The sequence below is a fragment of the Pseudomonas putida genome (assembly GCF_022627325.1).
Lineage (GTDB): Bacteria > Pseudomonadota > Gammaproteobacteria > Pseudomonadales > Pseudomonadaceae > Aquipseudomonas > Aquipseudomonas putida_X.
Genome location: NZ_JAETZZ010000001.1, coordinates 156,556 through 180,414, shown reverse-complemented (window position 1 = coordinate 180,414; position 23,859 = coordinate 156,556). Strand labels below are relative to the sequence as shown.

Sequence of the window (23,859 nt, the reverse complement as noted above, 5' to 3'; positions counted from 1 at the left end):
CTCCAGCCCTATCAAGGCGCATAACCAATGGCTGCGTAATCCTGCGGCCCGAACAGCAAGCCGTTGAGCGGGCCTGTGATGGCTTCGTCACTACCCTTGAGCAGGAGCGAGGGGTCAGCTGGGTGTCGACGGTCGATTTCAACACGCTCAAAACCACGGGCCTTCAGCAGAAACGCCACCAGCGCCGGCGGCAGCGGGTTGCGGTGCGTTGGGTCGACATAGAAGTTGCAGGCCCCGGTGATCAGGTTTTCTGGGTTCGGGGTTTCGAACAGTACCGCGCCACCGGGGCGCACAACCCGAAGCGCTTCGTCGATCAGGCGGATGAAAACGTCAAGAGGCAGGTGCTCGATGATGTGGAAAGCTGTCAGCCCCGACAAACTGTGGGCAGGCATGGCAGCCAGATACTCCAAGGCATCGCCCATGTAAACTTCAAGGCCGGCCTGCTTGCAACTGTCGATCATGGCGCTGTTGGAATCGACGCCGATCGCAGGGATGCCCTGCTCTTTGAGCAGTTGCAGCCACTCACCGCGCCCGCAACCGAGGTCCAGCACAGGGTGCGTGAGCCATTGCGGGTCGACCGGGAAGTAAGTGAGGTTGTGTTTGAGCCGTTCGCGGATCATTTCCGGCGAGCCGCGGAAATTGGCTTCGAACTCCAGATAGAGCTCAGCCGGCATGCCCGGCGCTTCAGCCACCGCAGGCAACGCTGCACCGCTGGCACTGGCCTGTGGCCTCGCCTGCAGTTCAGCGATGGTCATGGTCTGCTGGCGCACCAGTTGTTCCAGGCGCCGCATGCGTTCGATCAGGTACTGCTCGTTCTGCTGAATGGCCAGGCCGTAGGTGTAAAGGCTCTGGTTGGTCTGGTCCTGTACCTGTACGCCGACATTGCGCAGGCGGGTATTACCGTCGGCAATGTGCCACTCCAGAGCATTCAGTCGCTCGGGCAGATGACGGGTGACGGCCAGCACATGCATGACGCGAAGCGCCCCGGGGATACGCACGACCACTGCGCGCGCCAGGGTGATGAAGAGGTTTTTCAAGGTAGCCCCACCCGGGCGCTGACGCGCACGGGTAAGGAAATTCATGACCCGCGGATGGCCGAAGTATCTGCCCACCACCGGTAAGGCGCGCAATTTGCGGTACAGGCTAGGAGGTGGCGTCTGGGCTTGCGGGGCCTCGTCATTGGCGGGAGCGGTGGCCGCGACTTCCGGCTCCACGGGCGCCTGGGGGCGAGCCGGCAGCACGCCTTCGAGGTCGATCAGTTCGAAGCTGCGCACGATGTCGGTGGGCACGTCACTGGGCAGATTGGCACTGCCGGCACTGGCCGTGACACGCTCGTACTCCCGACGGTTGACTTCAGCTTGGATCGTTTTCTGCAGTTTTTTAAGATCGATAGTCATTATGCATACGTGTTCAAACGGGTGGAGTGGCCAGCACCAGCGGTTCACCGCCCGGCACTGGCTGCGTACGTTACGGGAACACCAGAGGCGGGCATTCTACGCAGGTCATCTTGCCACCGTCGACGGCGGCCAGTTCCTGACAGCGACGCGGCTGCCCTCTACTCGGTCAGTCAAGCTTGAACTCTGCCTGCATGGCACACACGCCGGCGAAGTGCTTGTAACTGCTGTTGGCGATCACATTGAATACCACCGCCTTGTCCCACCAGTCGAAGTTATCCTCGATATGGTCGGCGCCACCGTGCAGGGCCAACGTCAGGCTGTAGCTGCCAGGCCCTACGTTGAACGCCGGAATGGTAACGGTCAGGTGCTGCTCCTTACCGGCCTCGACGCCCAGGTCACGCAGCTCGCCACGCAGCCAAGTGTTGGTCCCGAAGATGTCGTAACCCGTGCGGTCTTTGAACATGAAGCCCAGCGACAAGTCGTAAATCGGCTCGTTAGCGCGGATTTTCAGGTTCAACGTCAACGGCGCACCCACTTCAAGCATGGTGGCTGCCCGGCCATTGCTGCTGAGGGTAAGCTCTTCGATACGCGCCTTTCCGTTGCCTGAGCGCCCTGCGTAAGGCGCATTGACAGCTTGGGCCTGTAAGGAACCCTCTTCTTTTTTGGCAATCAGCGCGTTGTAGTAGTCCAGCACTTCGTCCGGGCGGCCATCCATCAACATTTTGTGATCACCCAGCAGGATGGCACGGTCACACAGGCTCTTGATGGCGCCGGGGTCGTGGGAAACGAACAACAAGGTCGTACCCTGCTCGCGGAAGTCCCGGATACGGGCAAAAGACTTGTGTTGGAAGTAGGCATCGCCCACCGCCAAGGCCTCGTCCACGATCAACACTTCCGGGCGCACTGCAGTCGCCACACTGAACGCCAGGCGCACAAACATACCGGAGGAATACGTGCGCACGGGCATGTCGAAGTAATGACCGATCTCCGCGAAGGCTTCGATCTCGGGCATCAACGCGACAATTTCGGCCCGCTCCAGCCCCTGCATGCGCCCGGCCAGCGCGACGTTCTGGCGGCCAGTGAATTCGGGGTGAAAGCCCATACCCAACTCCAGCAACGCGGCTATGCGCCCTGTGGTGGTAATGGTGCCTTCCGTCGGCATGGCGGTACCGGTAATCATCTTCAGCAGCGTACTCTTGCCTGCGCCGTTAACCCCGATGATACCGACCGACTCACCCTGCCCTACCTGGAAACTGACGTTGCGGATGATCCAGTTCTGATCGCGCTTGCACAGCCCAAGCCAAGTACCCAGTGCGTGCCAGCGACCTTTGAGTTTTGGATAGGCCTTGCCTACCTGTTCTACGAGAATAGTCATATCAGATCTGATCAAGCAGGTCGTTGTAGCTGCGCTGATAAAGCACCACAGCCAGAAGGAAAACGATGACGGCAAAGCCAAATGGATAGGCCAGTTGCGACAAGCCTACCGGCTCGCCCAGCAACGCCTTCTGCGCCGTCAGCACCAGAGGGAAGATCGGGTTCCACGAAAGCATTGCCTGTACGTGTTCGGACAGAATACTGAGTGGATAGACGATGGGCGTTGCCCAGAACAGCGCCTGGAAGATCACGTCACTCAGCTGACCGATATCACGGAAAAACACGTTCAGGGTGGCTAGAAAAGCACCCAGCGCGATTCCCAGCAGCACAGTGGTAAGCAATACCGGTATCAAAACCAAGGCAGTGGTCATCAGCGGGAAACCTGATATGACCATGAACAGCACTACCAATATCAGCAGGATCAGGCTGTTGAGCGCTGCCGTGGCGATGACTGGAATGAACAGGATGAACTTGGGGAAGCTTGATTTCTTGATCAGGTTGGCATGTTCTAGGAAAACCCCCTTGCCACGCTGCACCAGCTCCAACAGCAGGTTCCAGGTGATCAAGCCTGCGCACAGATAAATGCTGTAGGCGTACTGGTGTTCGATACCGGGCATACGAGCCTGCATCAGGCGCGAGAAGATTACGGTATAGATGAACACCATGAAAATAGGGGGCACCACCAGCCACAAGGCGCCGAAGGTCGACCCGGCATAGCGGCTTTTGATCTCCCTCAGGGTGATCGCGAATATCAGACCGCGGTAACGCAGTACATCTTTCATTAGCGACAGCGGCGTATTCATTGTTCTGGACTCACCATGTACATAAGGCTTCCTGGTTGAAACACCCTCGCGGTGCGTAAGCAATGCAGGGCATGGGACATAAGGGCTTGAGAAGGCATGTCTAACGCTCCTCTCACGGGCTGACGGCCCGATAGACTGCTAGTGTTTCCTGCGCGCAGCGCTTCCATGAAAACGCTGTGGCGCGAAGCTGGCCGGCATTGGCCACCTTGCTGCGTAATGGCTCATCATTCAGAAGCGCAGCCAGTTGCCCAGCCAACTGGTCAGCATTCCCACGTTCCACCAACAACGCACTACCTTGGCAAAACTCTGCCATGGACGTATCCGCGGTACATATCACCGGTACCCCGCACTGCATCGCCTCAAGCACCGGCAGGCCAAACCCTTCGTACAGCGATGGGTAGGAGAAAACCGCGGCACCAGCGTACAGCGTCGGCAGGTCATCGCCAGGGACAAAGGATAACTGACGCAGGCCATGAGTGACTGTCAATGTCTTGATACGTTCATTCAGCTCATGGTTATGCCACCCAGGCGCACCCGCCAAGACCAACGGATACTCTTCGCGTAACCCCTGCGGCAGCTGGCACCAGGCATCGATCAGGGTATCCACACCTTTGCGTGGCTCCAGGGTGCCGACAAACAACACATAACGACCGTGCTGCAAACCATGACGCTGCAGCGTTGCACTCGTCTGCTCGGGTGTCTGCGGGTAATAGCGCGCCGATGCACCGAGATAAACGGTTCGTACCTTGTCTGCACTGACGCCGAAATCACCAATCAGCTCATCGCGAATCAAATCCGAATCAGTGATCAGGAAATCAGCGCGTTTGAGGGTGTGCGGTAACTGCGCCGTCAGCCATTCGACACGTTTGCGTGGATGAAACTGCGGGTAGTGAAGGAACGATAAGTCATGAATCGTCGCGATGCTGGGGCCTGAGTGCGGTTTGAGGATGAAGTTGGGCTCGTGGTAAAGGTAATGTCGGCGCTCACCGGCATGATAGCGGCGCCTGGCATCGACCAAGGCTTCACGGGCTCGATAAGTGAACGTCCAGCGCTTCAACACCTCTCGCAATTGCAACGTCATCTGCTGGCCAGCACCTGGTTTAACGTCACCGTCATCTTTCTGCGAGTAGCGGGCACTGGCCTCGATGCAGTTGGCCAGCGCCTGCTCGGCGCTGTAAAAACGTGCACCCAGGAAGCAATCGATAACCTCGATATCCTCAAGCAGCAGCTGCTCAAGCAAATTGAACGTGTAATTACCAATTCCGGTAAGTGGCGGTAAAAGCGATTGGGTGTTGAACAGGAGCTTCATCGAGTCGGAGTTACCTGGCTGCGCGGGTCGGCGCGCACGTTTTCGAGAGTGCCGTCAGAGCGCTGAAGTGCTCTGACGGGGGTGACCGCCGACAAAATGCCGGCTACAGGCTGATCAGTACGAAATCAGCCTGTGATCAACCCGGCAATTTCCGCCACGCGCTTATCCACCAGCGCGGTATCGCCACGAGATTCCACATTCAGGCGCAGCAGCGGCTCAGTGTTAGAGCCCCGCAAGCTGAAACGCCAATCGGCGAATTCGACACTGATGCCGTCGGTACGGTCCACGTTCGGCTTGTGCGGCAGGTAGAACGCCAGGATCTTTTCGATGGAGCCCTTGACATCGGCCACTTCGTAGTTGATCTCGCCACTGCACGGGAATGCAGCAATACGCTCGTCCACCAGTTGGGCCAGGCTCTTGCCAGTGACGCTCATCAGCTCGGCAACCAGCAGCCATGGGATATTGCCGCTGTCGCAGTAGGCGAAATCGCGGAAATAGTGGTGCGCGCTCATCTCGCCGCCATACACGGCGTCTTCGGCACGCATGCGCTCCTTGATGAAGGCATGGCCGGTCTTGCTCTGGATGGCGATGCCGCCCGCCGCTTCGACTTGCTCGATGGTGTTCCAGGTCAGGCGCGGGTCGTGGATGATCTTGCTGCCGGGGTGCTTGGCCAGCAGCATTTCAGCCAGCAGGCCGACAATATAGTAGCCCTCGATGAAACGGCCCTGGTTGTCGAAGAAGAAGCAGCGGTCGAAGTCGCCGTCGAAAGCGATACCCATATCGGCGCCGGTGTCGAGCACGGCCTGACGGGTCAGCTCGCGGTTTTCTGGCAGCAGTGGGTTGGGAATGCCATTGGGGAAGTTGCCATCCGGCTCACCGTTGATGATGGTGATGTCCAGCGGCAGGCGGGCTTTGAGCAGCTCCAGTACCGGGCCAACGGCGCCATTGCCCGGGTCGGCCAGCACCTTGAGCGGCTTGAGGGCCGACAGGTTGACGTAGGTCAGCAGGTGGTCGATGTAAGCGGTCTTGTCGAACGCTTCGCGCACGCTGCCAGGTGTGGCGGCCAGGGAGCCGAGGTCGCCGGCTTCCACACGCTGGCGGATGTCGTTCAGGCCGGTGTCGCCGCTGATCGGGCGCGACTGCTCGCGCACCAGTTTCATGCCGTTGTAACCCTTGGGGTTGTGGCTGGCGGTGACCATGATGCCGCCATCAGCCTGGTAATGGCTGGTGGCGAAGTAGACTTCTTCGGTCCCGCACAGGCCGATGTCGATCACGTCGGCGCCGCCTTCGGTCAGGCCCTTCATCAGGGCACGGGACAGGCCGGGGCTTTCCAGGCGCATGTCGCGGCCGACCACGTAGCTGCGCCCGCCCAGCTGTGCCACCAGGGCGCGGCCAATGCGGTAGGCAATGTCGTCGTTGAGGTCGGTCGGCACTTGGCCGCGGATGTCATAGGCTTTGAAACAGCGGGTCTGGATAGGTGCGTACATACATCTCTCTCGATGCGGCGCCGCCTGGGCAGCCACCGTCTGGAAGGGGATGGTCGGCGATTGAATTGCCGCATGAAAATCGGCCCGTGGCCTCGGCGAGGCGCTCACGGGCCGACGGGAAGGCCTGATATCAGGCGTTGCAACGACCGTATTTGTCCTCGAAGCGGACGATGTCGTCTTCGCCGAGGTAGTCACCGCTTTGCACTTCGATCAGGACCAGGTCTATGACACCTGGGTTTTCCAAACGGTGCTTGTGGCCGGCACGAATGAAGGTGGACTCATTGGTGTTGAGCATCAGCTCCTGGTCATCGTTGACCACTACCGCCATGCCGCTGACCACGATCCAGTGTTCGCTGCGGTGATGGTGCATCTGCAGCGAAAGCGACGCCTTAGGCTTGACCACGATGCGCTTGATCTTGAAGCGCTCGCCGTCTTCGAGCGTGGTGTAGGTGCCCCACGGGCGATGCACGGTCTGGTGCAGCAAGTGGGCAGCGTGGCCGTCGCTTTTCAGGCGCTTGACGATGTGTTTGACGTCCTGGGCGTGGTCCTTGTGCGCAATCAGCAGCGCATCGGGGGTGTCGACCACCAGCAGGTCCTGAACGCCGACCAGGGCAGCCAGGCGGTCTTCGGTGCTGACGTAGTTGTTACTTGCGCCATAGGCCATCACTTCGCCTTCGAAGCGGTTGCCGTGCTCGTCCGGGGGGGTCAGTTCGCTGACCGCGTTCCACGAGCCGATGTCGCTCCAGCCGATGTCGCACGGAATGGTTGCGACCTTCTGCGAGCGCTCCATCAGGGCATAGTCGATGGAGATGTCGGGCACATTGGCAAAGCTGTCGGCATCCAGAGCCAGGCAGCTGTAGCCCTTGGAGGTCGAGCGGCGGGAGGCTTCGAGGGTTTGCGCAACAGCGTCGAGCACGTCCGGGGCGTGAGCCTTGAACTCCTCGATGACAGCACCGACCTGGAAGCAGAACATGCCCGCATTCCAGAAATAGTTGCCGGCCTTTACATAGGACTCTGCGGTTTTCAGGTCAGGCTTCTCAACGAAGCGCTCGACCTTCAGGCCACCTTCCAGCGAGCCACCAGCGGCCGCCTCGATGTAGCCGAAGCCGGTCTCCGGGTACTGAGGTTTGATACCGAATGTCACCAGCCAGCCTTGCGAAGAAAGGTTGATCGCCTTGGCTACCGCTTCGGCGAAGGCTTCTTCGTTCTGGATCAGGTGGTCGGCAGCCAGGACCAGCATGTGGGCCTGCGGCCCATGACTCTGGTGCAACTGCAAAGCTGCGGCAGCCACCGCAGCAGCAGTATTGCGGCCGAAAGGCTCAAGGATATAGCCTTGTGCATGGGCTTGGGTATTGATGGTCCGGTATTCGTCTTCAGTCTTGAACAGCAGTTCACGATTGGTAACGGTGAGCACTTCAACCACGCCGTCTAGACGGGCGGCACGCAGAAAAGTCTTCTGAATAAGATTTTGCCCGTCGGGCAGCGTCATGAACGGCTTGGGGTGAGCCTCACGGGATACTGGCCACAGACGGCTGCCAACGCCACCGGATAAAATTACCGGGATCAATTCCATATTCGAGTCCTTAACGGCCACTTGAAGTTGTCAACCTCAGGCAACCTGCATGTGTCTTATTTCTGACCGCCGTCACGAATGAGCGCAACGGCGCTAAAATGTACGCCTAGCGTGTTAATTTCCTGGCCATCCATAGGCTCAAGACGCAAGCATTGGCCTGTAGAATACCAGAGATTTTTCTTTGTAGCTCCCCTTGGATCTTACGGGCCATCGGCTCTCGGAGCACATTGCCAGCACCTACAAAGGCAAAGAAACACGCTGCGCTGCGGCATGAGACAACACATCCCGTCAATGTTTCGTGAAGGCTCGTTCATTCGGGGATAACCATATCGGGACAATGTATAAGGTTACTGAAATGGCGCTTTAATGCATAAGCCAGTGCATTTTTTGCGCGACTTTCTCCATGTACTAATACAATTCTTTGTGGGGCATCAGGTATGCCGGCAGCATATTGAATCAAACCTGCCTGATCCGCATGCCCTGAATACCCCCCAAGACTGAATACTTTTGCTCTGATATCGTACATGCTCCCATCCAGATCAACCTGAACAAACCCTTCAGCCCCTTCAGTGGCTTGCAATACCGCCCCAGGCGTACCCTTGGCCTGATACCCCACAAACACCACCTCATGCCGCGGATCACCGAGCATCGCCTTGAGGTAGTTGACGATCCGCCCACCAGAACACATACCATTCCCTGCAATGACAATGGCTGGCCGCCCTGTGCTCTTGAGGTAGTTGACCACCTGCTGATGTTTGGCATGGGTATCGACACACAGCAGCTGACCGAAGCCGAGGGGGTCCCTGCCCTCCCCGAGCCGCTGCCTGGCTTCGGCATTCCAGTATGCATGCAACTCCGAATAGGCTTTGGTTATGCGCTGCGCCAGTGGCGAATCGAGAATGATCGGTAAGCGGGACCAGTTCACCCCCAGCTCTGGCACACCCGCCTCGCTCATCTTGCTTTCATTGAGCAGGGACTTGCGATGGAGGATGTCTTCGATCTCGTAAAGCAGCTCTTGGGTGCGCCCCAGGCTGAATGCGGGGATGAGGATGGTGCCGTTGTCCGCCAGCGCGCGGTCGATAACCGCCTCCAGCCGCTGCTGCCTGTCGTCGCGGGGCGCATGCAACCTGTCGCCATAGGTGCTCTCCAGCACAAGCACGTCAGCGCGCTCTGGCGGTTGAACGGCGCGCAACAACGGATTGCAAGGGGCACCAAGGTCACCCGAGAACACCACCCGCGTGCTGGGCTCTACCCCGGGATAACGCACATCACATTCAACATACGCTGAACCGAGCAGGTGCCCAGCACGCTGAAGGCGCACGTAACAGGCTACGCCCTGGCCTTCGACCACGGGGTGCCACTGCTCGAAAGGCAAAGCAACCACAAGCCGCTGCAACAGGGCAAGGTAGCGGTCCACTTGAACCGGGTCCGAGCTGATACCGAGCTTGTAGGCATCCTCGAGCACCAGGGGCAGCAGCTTGGCCGAGGGTTCACTGCACAGAATTGGGCCGCGAAAGCCTGCGGCCAGTAAGGCGGGGATCCGACCGACATGGTCGAGATGGACATGGGTGATGATCAGTGCCTGGATACCGCCGATATCGAAACCGATTGGTGCCAGTTCGGAGCCTGGTGCCGCATTTGCGCCTTGCTCTAAACCACAATCGACCAGGAGGCTTTGCGTTTGATCAAGGTGAAGCTGGTGACAAGAACCTGTTACACCGCGGGTGCCACCATGATGGGAAAGGGAAGGATATTCCATGCTGCACGCTCGCCTGGTCCGAGAAAATGAAGCAGCTATTACTTCATTTCCAAAGGCCCGCGCACAGGTGATGAAATCCTAGATAAGAGTAGGAATTTTCCTCACTTCCCTTCCAGCGCTGCCTGTCGGGCCGAGGCGCGAATCTTGCGCTTGCTGCGCTGTACGCCGTAGGCACCCAACAGGGGGCCAACCGCAAGGCCGACTACCAGGGCGGCCAGCACCGGTACCGCAACCGGCAACTCGGGCGCCGACCAGCCGAACAGCACGAGTGCCACGGTTTGCTGGTTTTCCAGCACGAAGAACAACACCACCGCCGCCAATAGCAGTACGAACAACGCCGCCAAGGCGCGCTTGAGGTTACGCATCAAACTGGCTCCTTCATCAGTCAGGGGTGCTCGTGCTCTTCTTCATTGACGCGATCACGCAGCTCTTTGCCGGGTTTGAAGTGCGGAACGAACTTGCCTTCCAGTTCGACCGACTGGCCGGTCTTGGGGTTGCGCCCTACGCGTGGCGCGCGATAGTGCAGGGAGAAGCTGCCAAAACCGCGGATCTCGATACGATCTCCGGTGGCCAGGCATTGGGACATCTGTTCAAGCATGGTCTTGATGGCCAGCTCCACATCCTTGGACGAGAGTAGCCCTTGATGGGTGACAATACGTTCGATCAGCTCCGACTTCGTCATATTTTTCCCTTCGTTATCAAGCAGCTAGATCATTGCTTAATCAGTTTGTAGCACGCTCGGAAGGATTTGAACAGGGTGGTTCTTGACTTAATAAAAAAATTCAAGATTGGAGTGTTCGGAAATAAGGCTGGGGGAGCTTTGTGGGGGAGCGTGGGCGGGCCGGGATATACAGGGGATGGCGTTAGGCTGGGGGGATTTCGGGATTGGAATGAGCGGGCTGGAGGGTACGCTTTTTACGCTGGGCATACAGAGCTTGGCTGTGCACTGGGCGATGCTTTGCGCGGTGGTGTCGACGCGGTTGGGCCTGCTTTGCAGGACATCGCCGGCAAGCTGGGTCTTACCGGGGGAGTGGCGTTGGGGTGGGGAATTTTGGGTATAAAAAAAGGTGGCCCGAAGGCCACCTTTTTTACACCGATCAAACAGAACTTAGTTCTGCTTGGCCATTGCTTCGCGCAGCAGCGCAGCCATGGTGGTATCGGCAGCCGCTTCCGGAGCGTTTTTCAGGCTCTGGATGGCTTCACGCTCTTCAGCGTCGTCTTTCGACTTGATCGACAGGCTGATGACGCGCGATTTGCGGTCAACGCTGATGATCTTGGCTTCGATCTCTTCGCCTTCCTTCAGAACGTTACGCGCGTCTTCAACGCGGTCACGGCTGATTTCGGAAGCTTTCAGAGTGGCTTCGATGTCGTCGGCCAGGGTAACGATGGCGCCTTTGGCGTCAACTTCTTTCACGATGCCCTTGACGATAGCGCCCTTGTCGTTGACAGCAACGAAGTTGGAGAACGGATCGTCTTCCAGCTGCTTGATGCCCAGGGAGATGCGCTCGCGCTCTGGGTCAACCGACAGGATGACGGTTTCCAGCTCGTCGCCCTTCTTGAAACGACGTACGGCTTCTTCGCCGGTTTCGTTCCAGGAGATGTCGGACAGGTGAACCAGGCCGTCGATGCCGCCGTCCAGGCCGATGAAGATACCGAAGTCGGTGATCGACTTGATGGTACCGGTGATCTTGTCACCCTTGTTGAACTGGCCGGAGAAGTCTTCCCATGGGTTGGACTTGCACTGCTTGATGCCCAGGGAGATACGACGACGCTCTTCGTCGATGTCCAGAACCATGACTTCCACTTCGTCGCCAACCTGAACGACTTTCGACGGGTGGATGTTCTTGTTGGTCCAGTCCATTTCGGAAACGTGTACCAGACCTTCAACGCCTTCTTCCAGCTCAGCGAAGCAGCCGTAGTCGGTCAGGTTGGTAACGCGAGCCTGTACGCGGGTACCTTCTGGGTAACGCGCAGTGATAGCAACCCACGGATCTTCGCCCATCTGCTTCAGACCCAGCGAAACGCGGTTACGCTCACGGTCGAACTTCAGAACGCGTACGTCGACTTCGTCGCCAACGTTAACGATTTCCGATGGGTGCTTGATGCGCTTCCAAGCCATGTCGGTGATGTGCAGCAGGCCGTCGATGCCGCCCAGGTCCACGAATGCGCCGTAGTCGGTGAGGTTCTTGACGATACCTTTGACTTGCTGGCCTTCCTGCAGGGTTTCCAGCAGGGCTTCGCGCTCGGCGGAGTTCTCGGCTTCCAGCACGCTGCGACGGGAAACGACAACGTTGTTGCGCTTCTGGTCCAGCTTGATGACCTTGAATTCCAGCTCTTTGCCTTCCAGGTGGGTGGTGTCGCGCACAGGGCGGACATCAACCAGGGAGCCCGGCAGGAACGCACGGATGCCGTTAACGTCGACAGTGAAGCCGCCCTTAACCTTACCGTTGATAACGCCCTTGACCACTTCTTCGGCGGCGAAAGCTGCTTCCAGAACAATCCAGCACTCGGCGCGCTTGGCTTTTTCACGGGACAGTTTGGTTTCGCCAAAGCCGTCTTCGACCGCGTCCAGCGCAACGTGAACTTCGTCACCGACCTTGATGGTCAGCTCGCCAGCTTCGTTGTAGAACTGCTCGAGCGGGATGACGCCCTCGGACTTCAGGCCAGCGTGTACGGTAACCCAGTCGCCGTCGATGTCGACAACGATACCGGAGATGATCGCACCCGGCTGAAGATTAAGGGTTTTCAGGCTTTCTTCAAAGAGTTCTGCAAAGCTTTCGCTCATTTTAATTCCTGTAGATTCGGGCGAAACAGACGCCCATCGCCACACTCCAGACAATGTGGGTTTCGTTAAGTAAAGGAAAACGGGCAGGACGTTGACTGGTGCCCCTGCCTGCTTTCCTGACGATCAGACCAAGTCGCGCTGGGCGAGCTCGCTCCTGATACGGTGCAGCACCTGCTCGATGGACAGCTCCGTGGAATCCAGCTGTATGGCATCGGCCGCCGGCTTGAGCGGGGCCACTGCGCGCTGGGTGTCGCGCTCATCGCGCGCACGAATCTCATCTAGCAGACTCGACAGACTAACATCATCGCCTTTGCCCTTCAACTGCAGGTAGCGGCGGCGGGCACGCTCCTCGGCACTGGCGGTCAAAAACACCTTCAGTGGCGCGTCGGGGAACACCACGGTACCCATGTCGCGGCCATCGGCGATCAGGCCCGGCGCTTCGCGGAAAGCGCGCTGGCGCTGCAGCAGGGCTTCACGCACTGCCGGCAGGGAGGCGACCATCGACGCCCCGGCACCCACCGTCTCGGTGCGGATGACATTGCTGACGTCCTCACCTTCGAGAATGATTTTTTGCAGCTTACCCGGCTCGGCGGCGATGAATTGCACATCCAGATGGGCGGCCAGTTTTTTGAGCAGCTCTTCGTTGGTCAGGTCGACACCGTGGTTGCTGGCGTTGAACGCCAGCAGACGGTAAAGCGCGCCGGAATCCAGCAACCGCCAACCCAGTTCGCGCGCCAACAGGCCTGCGACCGTACCCTTGCCCGAGCCGCTCGGGCCATCGATGGTGATGACCGGCGCTTGAGCATTCACGACTTGCCCTCTTCTGCCACGCGAATACCCACTTCGGCGCACAGCGCGAGGAAGTTGGGGAACGAGGTGGCGACGTTGGCGCAATCATGGATGCGGATGGGTGCGCTGGCGCGCAGCGAGGCAACGCTGAAGGCCATGGCGATGCGGTGGTCGCCGTGGCCATGCACTTCGCCACCGCCAATCTGGCCACCGTCGATGATGATGCCGTCGGGGGTCGGCTCGCACTTCACGCCCAGGGCGATCAGGCCGTCGGCCATCACCTGGATGCGGTCAGACTCCTTCACCCGCAGCTCTTCGGCGCCACGCAGCACGGTGCGCCCTTCGGCGCAGGCGGCGGCCACGAACAGCACCGGGAATTCGTCGATGGCCAGCGGCACCAGGTGCTCAGGGATATCGATACCCTTGAGCTTGGCACCGCGCACCCGCAGGTCGGCCACCGGCTCACCGCCGACTTCACGCTGGTTTTCCAGGGTGATGTCGCCGCCCATCAGGCGCAGGATGTCGATGACACCGGTGCGGGTCGGGTTGATGCCGACATGTTCGAGCACAAGCTCCGAGCCCTCGGCGATGGAGGCTGCCACCAGGAAGAACGCGGCCGACGAGATGTCTGCTGGCACTTCGATGCGGGTGGCAGTGAGTTTGCCGCCGGACTGCAGCGAAGCTACCGGGCCGTTGGACTCTACCGCATAGCCGAAGCCGCGCAGCATGCGCTCGGTGTGGTCACGGGTGGGCGCAGGCTCGGTAACGGTGGTTTTGCCCTCGGCGTACAGGCCAGCCAGCAGCAAGCAGGATTTGACCTGGGCACTGGCCATCGGCAGCGTGTAGGTCAGCGCTTTGAGGGTGTGGCCACCGCGGATGGTCAGCGGTGGGCGGCCGTCCGGGCCGGTCTCGACCACAGCACCCATTTCACGCAGCGGGTTGGCCACGCGGTTCATCGGGCGCTTGGACAGCGACGCGTCGCCGGTCATGGTCACGTCGAACGACTGGCCGGCCAGCAGGCCCGAGAGCAGGCGCATCGAGGTGCCGGAGTTGCCCACGTAGATCGGGCCGGGCGGTGGCTTGAGGCCGTGCAGGCCCACACCGTGAATGGTCACGCGGCCGTGGTTCGGGCCTTCGATGACCACCCCCATGTCACGGAAAGCCTGAAGGGTCGCCAGGGCGTCCTCACCTTCGAGGAAGCCTTCGACTTCGGTCGTGCCTTCGGCCAGGGAGCCGAGCATGATCGAACGGTGGGAAATCGACTTGTCGCCCGGTACGCGGATTCGCCCGGTCAGGCGGCCACCCGGTTGGGCCAGGAAAATCAGATCGTTGGCGTTCATAGCGTCCACATAGGCCCGGCGGGCCAAGATTTTACTGAAATGCTCGCGGGCAACCCGAGCGCGGGTGAATACACCCAGCAACTGGTGCCCGTCCCCTGCATCGACCGCGTCGCGCAAGGCGTCGAGGTCGCTGCGAAAAGTGTCCAGGGTGCGTAAGACAGCCTCGCGGTTGGCGAGGAATATGTCATGCCACATGGTCGGATCGCTGCCGGCGATTCTGGTGAAATCGCGGAAACCACCGGCAGCGTACCGGAAGATCTCAAGGTTTTCATTGCGCTTGGCCAACGAATCGACCAGGCCGAACGCCAGCAGGTGTGGCAAGTGGCTGGTGGCGGCCAGCACTTCGTCGTGGCGCTCGACCGGCATGTGCTCCACGTCGGCATCCAGCGCACGCCACAGGCGGTCGACCAGGGCCAGGGCGGCGGGGTCGGTTTCGGGCAGGGGCGTGAGGATGACCTTGTGGCGGCGGAACAGGGTGGCGTTGGAGGCCTCCACCCCGCTTTGTTCGGACCCGGCGATGGGGTGGCCGGGCACGAAGTGGCGCAGGCGCTCGCCGAACACTTCACGCGCAGCACGCACCACGTTGCCTTTGGCGCTGCCGACGTCGGTGATGACGGCGTTGCCCAGGTCCAGTTGTGCCAGGCGGGCGAGGAGCTTTTCCATGGCCAGGATCGGCACCGCCAGCTGGATGACGTCGGCGCCGACACAGGCGGCGGCGAGGTCTTCTTCGCAGCGGTCGACCACACCCAGGGCCACAGCTTGCTTGCGTGAAGGGGCGTCCAGGTCGACGCCGACCACTTCGCGGCACAGGCCGCTTTCACGCAGGCCTTTGGCGAAGGAGCCGCCGATCAGACCCAGGCCCACCACGACGAGGCGGCCGATGAGTGGTGCGGGTTTGTTGTTTGCTGCAATTACCACTGGTGCGAACCCTGTTCAGAAATCAGGACAGTCTGTGAGACCGCAGGGGGCTGCTGTGCAGCCCATCGCCGGCAAGCCGGCTCCCACAGGTACGGCGCAAGTTTTACGGTTTGGGCTGTGCCTGTGGGCTGCTTTGCTGGCCATCGATGGCAAGCTGGGCCCTACAGGTACGGCGCGAATTTTGGGCCTGCGCTGTACCGGTGGGAGCCGGCTTGCCGGCGATGGGCCGCATAGCGGCCCCGGCGAGCTTGGATCAAAGCACCGCCTTTGGATACGAACCCAACACCTTCAGCGCCACAGCCTCTTGGCTGATCTTCTCCAACACCGCCTTGATCAGCGGGTCGCGGTGGTGGCCAACGAAGTCGATGAAGAACACATAGGTCCACTTGCCACTGCGCGACGGGCGGGTCTCGATGCGGGTCAGGTCGATGCCATTGTCATGGAACGGTACCAGCAATTCGTGCAAGGCACCTGGCTTGTTGCTCATCGAAACGATGATCGACGTCTTGTCGTCGCCAGTCGGCGGCACTTCCTGGTTGCCGATCATCAAGAAGCGCGTGGAGTTGTCCGGGCGGTCTTCGATCTTCTCGGCCAGGCGGGTCAACCCGTACAGGTTGGCCGCCATATCGCCGGCGATCGCCGCCGAATTCCACTCACCCTTGACCCGCTTCGCCGCCTCGGCATTGCTCGACACCGCCACGCGCTCCACATTCGGGTAGTGCGCGTCCAGCCATTTGCGGCACTGGGCCAACGACTGGGCATGGGAGTAGATGCGGGTGATGCTGTCGGTCTTGGTGTTTTCGCCCACCAACAGGTGATGGTGGATGCGCAGCTCCACTTCGCCGCAGATCACCATGTCGTGCTCAAGGAAGCTGTCCAGGGTGTGGCTGACCGCACCCTCCGTGGAGTTTTCCACCGGCACCACGCCGAAATTGACGGCGCCGGCAGCCACTTCACGGAACACTTCGTCGATGGCAGCCATCGGCCGACTGATCACTGCGTGGCCGAAGTGCTTCATGGCCGCGGCCTGGGTGAAGGTGCCTTCAGGCCCCAGGTAGGCGATTTTCAGCGGTTCTTCCAGGGCCAGGCAGGACGACATGATCTCGCGGAACAACCGCGCCATCTCTTCGTTGCCCAGCGGCCCCTTGTTGCGTTCCATCACACGCTTGAGCACGGCAGCTTCACGCTCAGGGCGGTAGAACACCGGCTGCTCGCCCTCGGCCAGCGAGGCGGTCTTGACCTTGGCCACTTCCTGGGCGCAACGGGCGCGGTCGCTGATCAGCTCGAGGATTTTCTCGTCAAGGCTGTCGATGCGCACGCGCAGCGCCTTGAGCTCATGTTCGGACATCAGCCGTGCTCCTTCTCGAATTCGGCCATGTAGGCCACCAGCGCCTCGACAGCGTCCAGGCCCAGGGCGTTGTAGATGGAAGCGCGCATGCCGCCCACCGAGCGGTGGCCCTTGAGGTTGAGCAGGCCACGGGCATCGGCGCCGGCCAGGAAGGCCTTGTCCAGGCGCTCATCGGCCAGGCGGAACGGCACGTTCATCCACGAACGGGCGTTGTGGCTGATCGGGTTGGTGTAGAACTCGCTGGCGTCGATGAACCCGTACAGGCGGTCTTTCTTGGCGCGGTTGCGTTGTTCCATGGCGTCGACGCCACCCTGCTCCTTGAGCCACTCGAACACCAGGCCCGAGAGGTACCAGGAATAGGTGGCCGGGGTGTTGTACATCGAACCGTTGTCGGCCGAGACCTTGTAGTCGAGCATGGTCGGGCAGCTGCTGCGGGCGTGGCCCAGCAGGTCTTCACGGACGATCACCACCACCAGGCCGCTCGGGCCGATGTTCTTTTGCGCGCCGGCGTAGATCAGGCCGTACTGCGACACGTCGATCGGGCGCGAGAGGATGTCGGAGGACATGTCCACCACCAGCGGGACGTCACCGGTTTGCGGTACCCAGTCGAACTGCAGGCCGCCGATGGTCTCGTTGGATGCGTAGTGAACGTACGCTGCGTTCTTGGTCAGCTGCCACTCGTTCTGCCCAGGGATGGCCAGGTAGTCGTAAGGCTTGGCGCTGGCGGCGACGTTGACGTTGCCGAAACGGCGCGCTTCTTCGATGGCCTTTTTCGACCAGATACCGGTTTCGACGTAGTCGGCAGTCCCGTTCTCCGGCAGCAGGTTCAGCGGGATCTCGGCGAACTGCTGGCTGGCGCCGCCCTGCAGGAACAGGACCTTGTAGTTGGAGGGGACGGACAGCAGGTCACGCAGGTCCTGCTCGGCCTTTTCGGCGATGGCCACGTAATCGTCGCTGCGATGGCTCATTTCCATCACCGACAAGCCCTTGCCACCCCAGTCCAGCATTTCGGCCTGGGCGCGCTGCAGGACAGCTTCAGGAAGCGCGGCAGGGCCTGCGCAGAAGTTAAAGGCTCGTTTGCTCACATCCACTCTCGCTCTGCCAAATAGAACAAAATCGTAACTTGCAGGCCTGGCCCTGCAGGGAAGCCCGGTGGAATCGGGGCCGCTTTCGCAGCCCATCGCCGGCAAGCCGGCCCCCACCGGCCTGTAATCAGTCAAACGGGGCGACCTTGGTCGCCCCGTTCGGGTTGTTGCGCTTGCTTACTCTTGCGGTGCCTCTTCGGCGCCCGCATTGTCATCGTCCGCCGCTTCCGGCGCCTCGACTTCAACGCCCTCCTCGTCCGTCCCGAGCAGTTCGTCGAGCTCTTCCTCGGAAGGCTCCTGGATACGCTCCAGGCCTACCAGCGTTTCGTCTGCAGCCAGCTTGATCAGGGTTACGCCCTGGGTGTTCCGGCTGAGGCTGGATACCTCGCCAACCCGTGTCCGCACCAAGGTGCCCTGGTCGGAGATCAGCATGATCTCTTCACCTTCCTGCACCTGGATAGCACCGATCAGCAGGCCGTTGCGCCCCTTGGTACCCATGGCGATCACGCCCTGGCCACCACGGCCGCGGCGCGGGAACTTGGACAGCGGGGTACGCTTGCCAAAGCCACGCTCGGATGCTGTGAGGATCTGCGCGCCAGACTCCGGGATCAGCATCGAGATGATCTGCTGGCCCTTGCCCAGCTTCATGCCGCGCACACCACGGGCGGTACGGCCCATTTCGCGCACCACGCTCTCGGCGAAGCGGATCACCTTGCCGGCGTCGGAGAACATCATGACTTCCTTGGCGCCATCGGTGATGGCCGCGGCAATCAGGGTGTCACCTTCTTTGAGCTTCAAGGCGATCAGGCCATTGGAGCGCGGACGGGCGAACTGCACCAGCGGGGTTTTCTTGACGGTACCGGAAGCAGTGGCCATGAAGATGTACGCGCCGGTCGGCTCAGCCACCCACTCAGGCGTGTCGCCGTCTTCTTCGTCGACTTCTTCAACCTCGACCACTTCACCTTCGATCACGCCCTCGTCGCCGTCCTCCAGCTCTTCGTCCGGGTCGGCGCTCTGCTGCAGGGCCTCGAGGTCGATCTGCAGCATGGCGGTGATGCGCTCACCCTCCTCCAGCGGCAGCAGGTTGACCAGCGGGCGGCCACGCGCAGCGCGGGATGCCTCTGGGATCTCGTAGGTCTTCTTCCAGTACACCTTGCCCTTGCTCGAGAACAGCAGCAGGGTGGCGTGGCTGTTGGCGACCAACAGGTGTTCGATGTAGTCCTCGTCCTTCACGCCGGTCGCCGACTTGCCTTTACCGCCACGGCGCTGGGCCTGGTAAGCGGACAACGGCTGGGTCTTGGCATAGCCACCGTGGGAGATGGTCACCACGCGCTCTTCTTCCGGGATCATGTCGCCGTAGTTGAGGTCGTGGCTGGCGTTGAGGATTTCGGTGCGGCGCGCATCGCCGTATTCGGCGCGGATCGCTTCGAGTTCTTCGCGGATCACTTCCATCAGGCGCTCGGCGCTGCTGAGGATGCGGATCAGTTCGCCGATCTGCTCGAGGATTTCCTGGTACTCGGCCAGCAGCTTCTCGTGCTCCAGGCCGGTCAGGCGGTGCAGGCGCAGGTCGAGGATCGCCTGGGCCTGTTCCGGCGACAGGTAATACTTGCCTTCGCGCAGGCCGTATTGTTCCGGCAGGTCTTCCGGGCGGCAGGAATCGGCGCCGGCGCGCTCGACCATGACCTGCACGGCGCTGGATTCCCAGGCAGTGGAAATCAGTGCTTCCTTGGCCTCGGACGGCGTTGGCGATGCCTTGATCAGGGCGATGACCGGGTCGATGTTGGACAGCGCGACCGCCTGGCCTTCAAGGATGTGGCCACGTTCACGGGCCTTGCGCAGCTCGAACACGGTACGGCGCGTGACCACCTCACGGCGGTGGCGGACGAACGCTTCGAGCAGGTCCTTGAGGTTGAGCACACGTGGGCGGCCGTCGATCAGTGCCACCACGTTGATGCCGAACACGCTCTGCAGCTGGGTTTGCTGATAGAGGTTGTTGAGCACCACCTCCGGCACCTCGCCGCGGCGCAGCTCGATGACGATGCGCATACCGTCCTTGTCGGACTCGTCGCGCAGCTCGGTGATGCCTTCGATCTTCTTCTCTTTGACCAGCTCGGCGATCTTTTCGATCAGACGCGCCTTGTTCAGCTGGTACGGCAGCTCGGTGACGACGATCTGCTGGCGGCCACCGACCTTGTCGATGTCTTCGATCTCGGAGCGCGCGCGCATGTAGATGCGGCCACGGCCGGTACGGTACGCCTCGATGATGCCCTGGCGGCCGTTGATGATGCCGGCAGTCGGGAAGTCGGGGCCGGGGATGAACTGCATCAGCTCGTCGACGGTGACTTCCGGGTTGTCGATCAGCGCCAGGCAGCCGTCGATGACTTCACCGAGGTTATGCGGCGGAATGTTGGTCGCCATGCCCACGGCAATACCGCTGGAACCGTTGACCAGCAGGTTGGGGATGCGGGTAGGCATGACCGCCGGGATCTGCTCGGTGCCGTCGTAGTTGGGCACCCAGTCGACGGTTTCTTTGTGCAGGTCGGCCAGCAGCTCGTGGGCCAGCTTGGCCATGCGCACTTCGGTGTATCGCATCGCCGCGGCGTTGTCGCCGTCGACCGAACCGAAGTTGCCCTGGCCGTCGACCAGCAGGTAGCGCAGCGAGAAGGGCTGGGCCATACGCACGATGGTGTCGTAGACCGCAGTGTCGCCGTGCGGGTGGTACTTACCGATCACGTCACCGACCACGCGGGCGGATTTCTTGTACGGCTTGTTCCAGTCGTTGCCCAGTTCGCTCATCGCATAGAGAACGCGACGATGCACGGGCTTCAAGCCGTCACGTGCATCGGGCAGCGCTCGCCCGACAATCACGCTCATCGCGTAGTCGAGGTAAGACTGTCTCAGTTCGTCTTCGATATTGACCGGGAGGATTTCTTTGGCCAGTTCGCCCATGAGAAGCCTGATTCCTTTTTCTGGTGAAACTTCGCAGCTCCATCAAGGGCCGAACGAAGCTCGCCGCCGCAGCGCATTAAGGGTGCGACGACTTACGACAAATCAATGAGTTGTGCCATGGATCTGCGCAATGAAGGCCGCCGTCATGGGCGGTCTTGGAAACTGCCGGATGTTATCACAAAGGCAGTGGCGGTGGGGAGATATGGCGCAGGGGGTACAGGGGGTTTTGTGGGGGATTGTTGGCGCGATCGCCGCCGATACCGCATTGCCGGCGCCCGGCCATGCGCACCCCCTCTCCTGCCCCCACCCCAAACGCTCAATGCAGGCGCTTGCGACACATCAATTGCGCCAGTTTGGCGGTATCCGGGCGCTCGACGACGCCTTTCTCGGTCACGATCACATCGATCAGGTCAGCCGGGGTCACATCGAACACCGGATTGAACACTTCCACCTGCGGTGCTACGCGGGTACCGGCGTAATCCAGCAATTCGTCGGCATCACGCTCTTCCAGCGGAATGTCTTCACCCGTGGCCAGGTTGAGGTCGATGCTGGTGCTGGGCGCCACTACCATGAACCGTACACCATGGTGCATGGCGTTGACCGCCAGCTGGTAGGTGCCGATCTTGCTCGCCACATCACCGTTGGCGGCAATGCAGTCGGCGCCGACCACCACCCAGGTGATGCCCTTGCTCTTCATCAGGTGGGCCAGCGCCGAATCGGCGCACAGGGTCACCGGGATGCCTTCGTTGGCAAGCTCCCAGGCGGTCAGGCGCGAACCCTGCAGCCAGGGCCGGGTTTCGCCGGCATAGACGCGCTCGACCATGCCTTCGAGAAAGCCCGCGCGGATCACCCCCAACGCCGTACCGAAACCACCACTGGCCAGGGCACCGGAGTTGCCATAGGTCAGCAGGGCCTGCTCGCTGCCCTGGTGGCGGCGGATCAGCTCGATGCCCTGCTGGGCCATGGTCAGGTTGGCCTCACGGTCGCTTTCATGAATGGCCACGGCCTCGGCCTCCAGCGCGGCCAGCACATCCTCGCCCGGGCGCAGGCGCTGCAGGCGTTCACGCATGCGGTTGAGCGCCCAGAACAGGTTGGCGGCCGTAGGGCGCGCCTCGGCCAGGCTGAGGAAATCCTCTTCCAGGTCCATTTCCCAGTCGCCGCCCTCGGCCAGGCGCTCTTCCAGGGCCAGCACCAGGCCATAGGCCGCCGCAATGCCGATGGCCGCCGCACCACGCACAGCCATGTCGCGGATCGCCGCCGCCACCTGCGCGACAGTGTCGCAGGCCAGCCAGCGTTCTTGCGAAGGCAGCAGGCGCTGGTCGAGCAGGTGCAAGGCGCCGTGGTGCCACCGGATACCGGTCACCTTCTCCGCCGCCATAAGTCGCTCGCGCATCACCTCTCCCTGACTTTCGCATATCAAAAGCGGACGATTATAGCGACCAACAGCCTCGGGCGCTCGGGTATACTCCGGCGCAATTCGTAGAAGTTTCAGAGGACTGTTCAATGAGCAACGTCGACCACGCCGAAATCGCCAAGTTTGAAGCCTTGGCGCACCGTTGGTGGGACCGCGAGAGCGAGTTCAAGCCGCTGCACGACATCAATCCGCTGCGCGTCAACTGGATCGACGAGCGTGTCAGCCTGGCGGGCAAGAAGGTGCTGGACGTCGGCTGCGGCGGCGGCATCCTCAGTGAAGCCATGGCCCTGCGTGGCGCTACCGTCACCGGTATCGACATGGGCGAAGCGCCCCTGGCTGTGGCCCAGCTGCACCAGCTGGAGTCCGGCGTGCAGGTGGAGTACCGGCAGATCACCGCCGAGGCCCTGGCTGAAGAAATGCCCGAGCAGTTCGATGTGGTCACCTGCCTTGAAATGCTCGAGCACGTGCCCGACCCGTCCTCGGTCATCCGCGCCTGCTACCGCATGGTCAAGCCGGGTGGCCAGGTGTTCTTCTCGACCATCAACCGCAACCCCAAGGCCTACCTGCTGGCCATCATCGGCGCCGAGTACATCCTCAAGATGCTGCCGCGCGGTACCCACGACTTCAAGAAGTTCATCCGCCCCTCCGAGCTGGGTGCCTGGAGCCGCGTCGCGGGCCTTGAAGTCAAGGACATCATCGGCCTGACCTACAACCCGCTGACCAAGCACTACAAGCTCAGCAGCGATGTGGACGTCAACTACATGATCCAGACCCTGCGCGAGGAATGAGCATGCGTTTGCGAGCGGTACTCTTTGACATGGACGGCACCCTGCTCGACACGGCGCCGGACTTCATCGCCATTTGCCAAGCCATGCTCGCCGAGCGTGGCCTGCCGGCCATCGACGACAAGCTGATCCGTGACGTGATTTCTGGCGGTGCGCGGGCGATGGTCGCCGCGACCTTCGCCATGAGCCCGGAGGACGAGGGCTTCGAGGCCCTGCGCCTGGAGTTCCTCGAACGCTACCAGCGCGATTGCGCGGTGCACAGCAAGCTGTTCGACGGCATGGGCGAATTGCTGGCCGATATCGAGAGAGGCAACCTGCTGTGGGGGGTAGTGACCAACAAGCCGGTCCGCTTCGCCGAGCCGATCATGCAGCGCCTGGGCCTGGCCGAGCGTTCGGCACTGCTGATCTGCCCGGATCACGTGAAAAACAGCAAGCCCGACCCTGAGCCGTTGATCCTGGCCTGCAAGACCCTGAACCTGGACCCGGCCAGCGTGCTGTTCGTCGGCGACGACCTGCGCGACATCGAGTCGGGCCGCGATGCCGGCACCCGCACAGCGGCTGTGCGCTACGGCTATATTCATCCAGAAGACAACCCGAACAACTGGGGCGCCGACGTGGTGGTGGACCACCCACTGGAACTGCGCAAGGTGCTCGACGCCGCACTCTGCGGGTGCTGAAAACCAGCGGCAAGCTTCGAGCTGCAAGCTGCAAGAAAAAGCAGTCCGCGCGCTGCTCGCTTTCTCT

The 23,859-nt window shown here is 61.1% G+C and carries 18 protein-coding genes; 2 read left to right on the top strand and 16 right to left on the bottom strand.

The annotated features are described in order from the left end of the window. Nucleotides 1-11: 11 nt before the first annotated feature. The 16 genes from JNA92_RS00825 to mtnA all read right to left on the bottom strand — a co-directional run bounded on the left by JNA92_RS00825 (nucleotide 12) and on the right by mtnA (nucleotide 22,309). On the bottom strand, nucleotides 12-1,397 hold the full coding sequence (locus JNA92_RS00825) for a class I SAM-dependent methyltransferase (RefSeq protein WP_241802916.1): 1,386 nt from the start codon (nucleotides 1,395-1,397) through the stop codon (nucleotides 12-14). A gap of 166 nt (nucleotides 1,398-1,563) precedes the next feature. Beyond that, nucleotides 1,564-2,772 (bottom strand): ABC transporter ATP-binding protein, encoded by a 1,209-nt coding sequence (locus tag JNA92_RS00820; protein ID WP_241802915.1) that lies wholly within the window; start codon nucleotides 2,770-2,772, stop codon nucleotides 1,564-1,566. A 1-nt stretch (nucleotide 2,773) separates the two neighbouring features. Continuing rightward, on the bottom strand, nucleotides 2,774-3,574 hold the full coding sequence (locus tag JNA92_RS00815) for an ABC transporter permease (protein ID WP_012313298.1): 801 nt from the start codon (nucleotides 3,572-3,574) through the stop codon (nucleotides 2,774-2,776). 112 nt (nucleotides 3,575-3,686) lie between these two features. Then, entirely contained in the window at nucleotides 3,687-4,883 is a 1,197-nt protein-coding gene (locus JNA92_RS00810) for a glycosyltransferase family 4 protein (protein ID WP_241802914.1), read from the bottom strand. 125 nt (nucleotides 4,884-5,008) lie between these two features. Further along, a complete protein-coding gene (locus JNA92_RS00805) occupies nucleotides 5,009-6,370 on the bottom strand; it encodes a phosphomannomutase (RefSeq protein ID WP_241802913.1) in 1,362 nt (453 codons plus the stop codon). Nucleotides 6,371-6,500: 130 nt separating this feature from the next. Continuing rightward, nucleotides 6,501-7,943 (bottom strand): mannose-1-phosphate guanylyltransferase/mannose-6-phosphate isomerase, encoded by a 1,443-nt coding sequence (locus tag JNA92_RS00800; RefSeq protein WP_241802912.1) that lies wholly within the window; start codon nucleotides 7,941-7,943, stop codon nucleotides 6,501-6,503. Between the two features lie 310 nt (nucleotides 7,944-8,253). After that, nucleotides 8,254-9,702 carry an MBL fold metallo-hydrolase RNA specificity domain-containing protein gene (locus tag JNA92_RS00795; RefSeq protein ID WP_241802911.1) on the bottom strand — a complete coding sequence of 483 codons (1,449 nt, stop codon included), beginning with the start codon at nucleotides 9,700-9,702 and terminating at the stop codon, nucleotides 8,254-8,256. A 101-nt stretch (nucleotides 9,703-9,803) separates the two neighbouring features. Further along, nucleotides 9,804-10,067, bottom strand: coding sequence for a lipopolysaccharide assembly protein LapA domain-containing protein (locus JNA92_RS00790; RefSeq protein ID WP_241802910.1), 264 nt, complete (start codon nucleotides 10,065-10,067; stop codon nucleotides 9,804-9,806). A gap of 20 nt (nucleotides 10,068-10,087) precedes the next feature. After that, nucleotides 10,088-10,384 (bottom strand): integration host factor subunit beta, encoded by a 297-nt coding sequence (ihfB, locus tag JNA92_RS00785; protein WP_012313292.1) that lies wholly within the window; start codon nucleotides 10,382-10,384, stop codon nucleotides 10,088-10,090. Between the two features lie 426 nt (nucleotides 10,385-10,810). Next, a complete protein-coding gene (gene rpsA, locus JNA92_RS00780; RefSeq protein ID WP_012313291.1) occupies nucleotides 10,811-12,487 on the bottom strand; it encodes a 30S ribosomal protein S1 in 1,677 nt (558 codons plus the stop codon). Between the two features lie 123 nt (nucleotides 12,488-12,610). Beyond that, nucleotides 12,611-13,297: a (d)CMP kinase gene (gene cmk / locus JNA92_RS00775; RefSeq protein WP_241802909.1), complete on the bottom strand. Its 687-nt coding sequence runs from the start codon at nucleotides 13,295-13,297 to the stop codon at nucleotides 12,611-12,613. Beyond that, nucleotides 13,294-15,534, bottom strand: coding sequence for a bifunctional prephenate dehydrogenase/3-phosphoshikimate 1-carboxyvinyltransferase (locus JNA92_RS00770; RefSeq protein WP_241802906.1), 2,241 nt, complete (start codon nucleotides 15,532-15,534; stop codon nucleotides 13,294-13,296). Before JNA92_RS00770 ends, cmk begins: the two co-directional genes overlap by 4 nt. 253 nt (nucleotides 15,535-15,787) lie before the next feature. Next, complete coding sequence (gene pheA / locus JNA92_RS00765) at nucleotides 15,788-16,882, bottom strand: prephenate dehydratase (RefSeq protein WP_012313288.1); 1,095 nt, start codon at nucleotides 16,880-16,882, stop codon at nucleotides 15,788-15,790. Continuing rightward, nucleotides 16,882-17,967, bottom strand: coding sequence for a 3-phosphoserine/phosphohydroxythreonine transaminase (gene serC, locus JNA92_RS00760; protein WP_241802904.1), 1,086 nt, complete (start codon nucleotides 17,965-17,967; stop codon nucleotides 16,882-16,884). Before serC ends, pheA begins: the two co-directional genes overlap by 1 nt. A gap of 177 nt (nucleotides 17,968-18,144) precedes the next feature. Then, nucleotides 18,145-20,916, bottom strand: a complete 2,772-nt coding sequence (gyrA, locus tag JNA92_RS00755; protein WP_241802903.1) for a DNA gyrase subunit A — start codon at nucleotides 20,914-20,916, stop codon at nucleotides 18,145-18,147. A gap of 316 nt (nucleotides 20,917-21,232) precedes the next feature. Beyond that, nucleotides 21,233-22,309: an S-methyl-5-thioribose-1-phosphate isomerase gene (gene mtnA / locus JNA92_RS00750; protein ID WP_241802902.1), complete on the bottom strand. Its 1,077-nt coding sequence runs from the start codon at nucleotides 22,307-22,309 to the stop codon at nucleotides 21,233-21,235. A 110-nt stretch (nucleotides 22,310-22,419) separates the two neighbouring features. Here mtnA and ubiG point away from each other — a divergent pair, with 110 nt between their 5' ends. Continuing rightward, nucleotides 22,420-23,118 (top strand): bifunctional 2-polyprenyl-6-hydroxyphenol methylase/3-demethylubiquinol 3-O-methyltransferase UbiG, encoded by a 699-nt coding sequence (gene ubiG, locus JNA92_RS00745; protein WP_241802900.1) that lies wholly within the window; start codon nucleotides 22,420-22,422, stop codon nucleotides 23,116-23,118. Nucleotides 23,119-23,120: 2 nt separating this feature from the next. Continuing rightward, nucleotides 23,121-23,792 (top strand): N-acetylmuramic acid 6-phosphate phosphatase MupP, encoded by a 672-nt coding sequence (gene mupP, locus JNA92_RS00740; RefSeq protein WP_241802891.1) that lies wholly within the window; start codon nucleotides 23,121-23,123, stop codon nucleotides 23,790-23,792. The last annotated feature ends 67 nt before the right edge of the window (nucleotides 23,793-23,859 follow it).

Bases quoted from the DNA above. Each gene is read 5' to 3' on its own strand.
- JNA92_RS00825 (WP_241802916.1), bottom strand. From the start codon at position 1,397: ATGACTATCGATCTTAAAAAACTGCAGAAAACGATCCAAGCTGAAGTC.
- JNA92_RS00820 (WP_241802915.1), bottom strand. From the start codon at position 2,772: ATGACTATTCTCGTAGAACAGGTAGGCAAGGCCTATCCAAAACTCAAA.
- JNA92_RS00815 (WP_012313298.1), bottom strand. From the start codon at position 3,574: ATGAATACGCCGCTGTCGCTAATGAAAGATGTACTGCGTTACCGCGGT.
- JNA92_RS00810 (WP_241802914.1), bottom strand. From the start codon at position 4,883: ATGAAGCTCCTGTTCAACACCCAATCGCTTTTACCGCCACTTACCGGA.
- JNA92_RS00805 (WP_241802913.1), bottom strand. From the start codon at position 6,370: ATGTACGCACCTATCCAGACCCGCTGTTTCAAAGCCTATGACATCCGC.
- JNA92_RS00800 (WP_241802912.1), bottom strand. From the start codon at position 7,943: ATGGAATTGATCCCGGTAATTTTATCCGGTGGCGTTGGCAGCCGTCTG.
- JNA92_RS00795 (WP_241802911.1), bottom strand. From the start codon at position 9,702: ATGGAATATCCTTCCCTTTCCCATCATGGTGGCACCCGCGGTGTAACA.
- JNA92_RS00790 (WP_241802910.1), bottom strand. From the start codon at position 10,067: ATGCGTAACCTCAAGCGCGCCTTGGCGGCGTTGTTCGTACTGCTATTG.
- ihfB (WP_012313292.1), bottom strand. From the start codon at position 10,384: ATGACGAAGTCGGAGCTGATCGAACGTATTGTCACCCATCAAGGGCTA.
- rpsA (WP_012313291.1), bottom strand. From the start codon at position 12,487: ATGAGCGAAAGCTTTGCAGAACTCTTTGAAGAAAGCCTGAAAACCCTT.
- pheA (WP_012313288.1), bottom strand. From the start codon at position 16,882: ATGTCCGAACATGAGCTCAAGGCGCTGCGCGTGCGCATCGACAGCCTT.
- gyrA (WP_241802903.1), bottom strand. From the start codon at position 20,916: ATGGGCGAACTGGCCAAAGAAATCCTCCCGGTCAATATCGAAGACGAA.
- mtnA (WP_241802902.1), bottom strand. From the start codon at position 22,309: ATGCGCGAGCGACTTATGGCGGCGGAGAAGGTGACCGGTATCCGGTGG.
- ubiG (WP_241802900.1), top strand. From the start codon at position 22,420: ATGAGCAACGTCGACCACGCCGAAATCGCCAAGTTTGAAGCCTTGGCG.
- mupP (WP_241802891.1), top strand. From the start codon at position 23,121: ATGCGTTTGCGAGCGGTACTCTTTGACATGGACGGCACCCTGCTCGAC.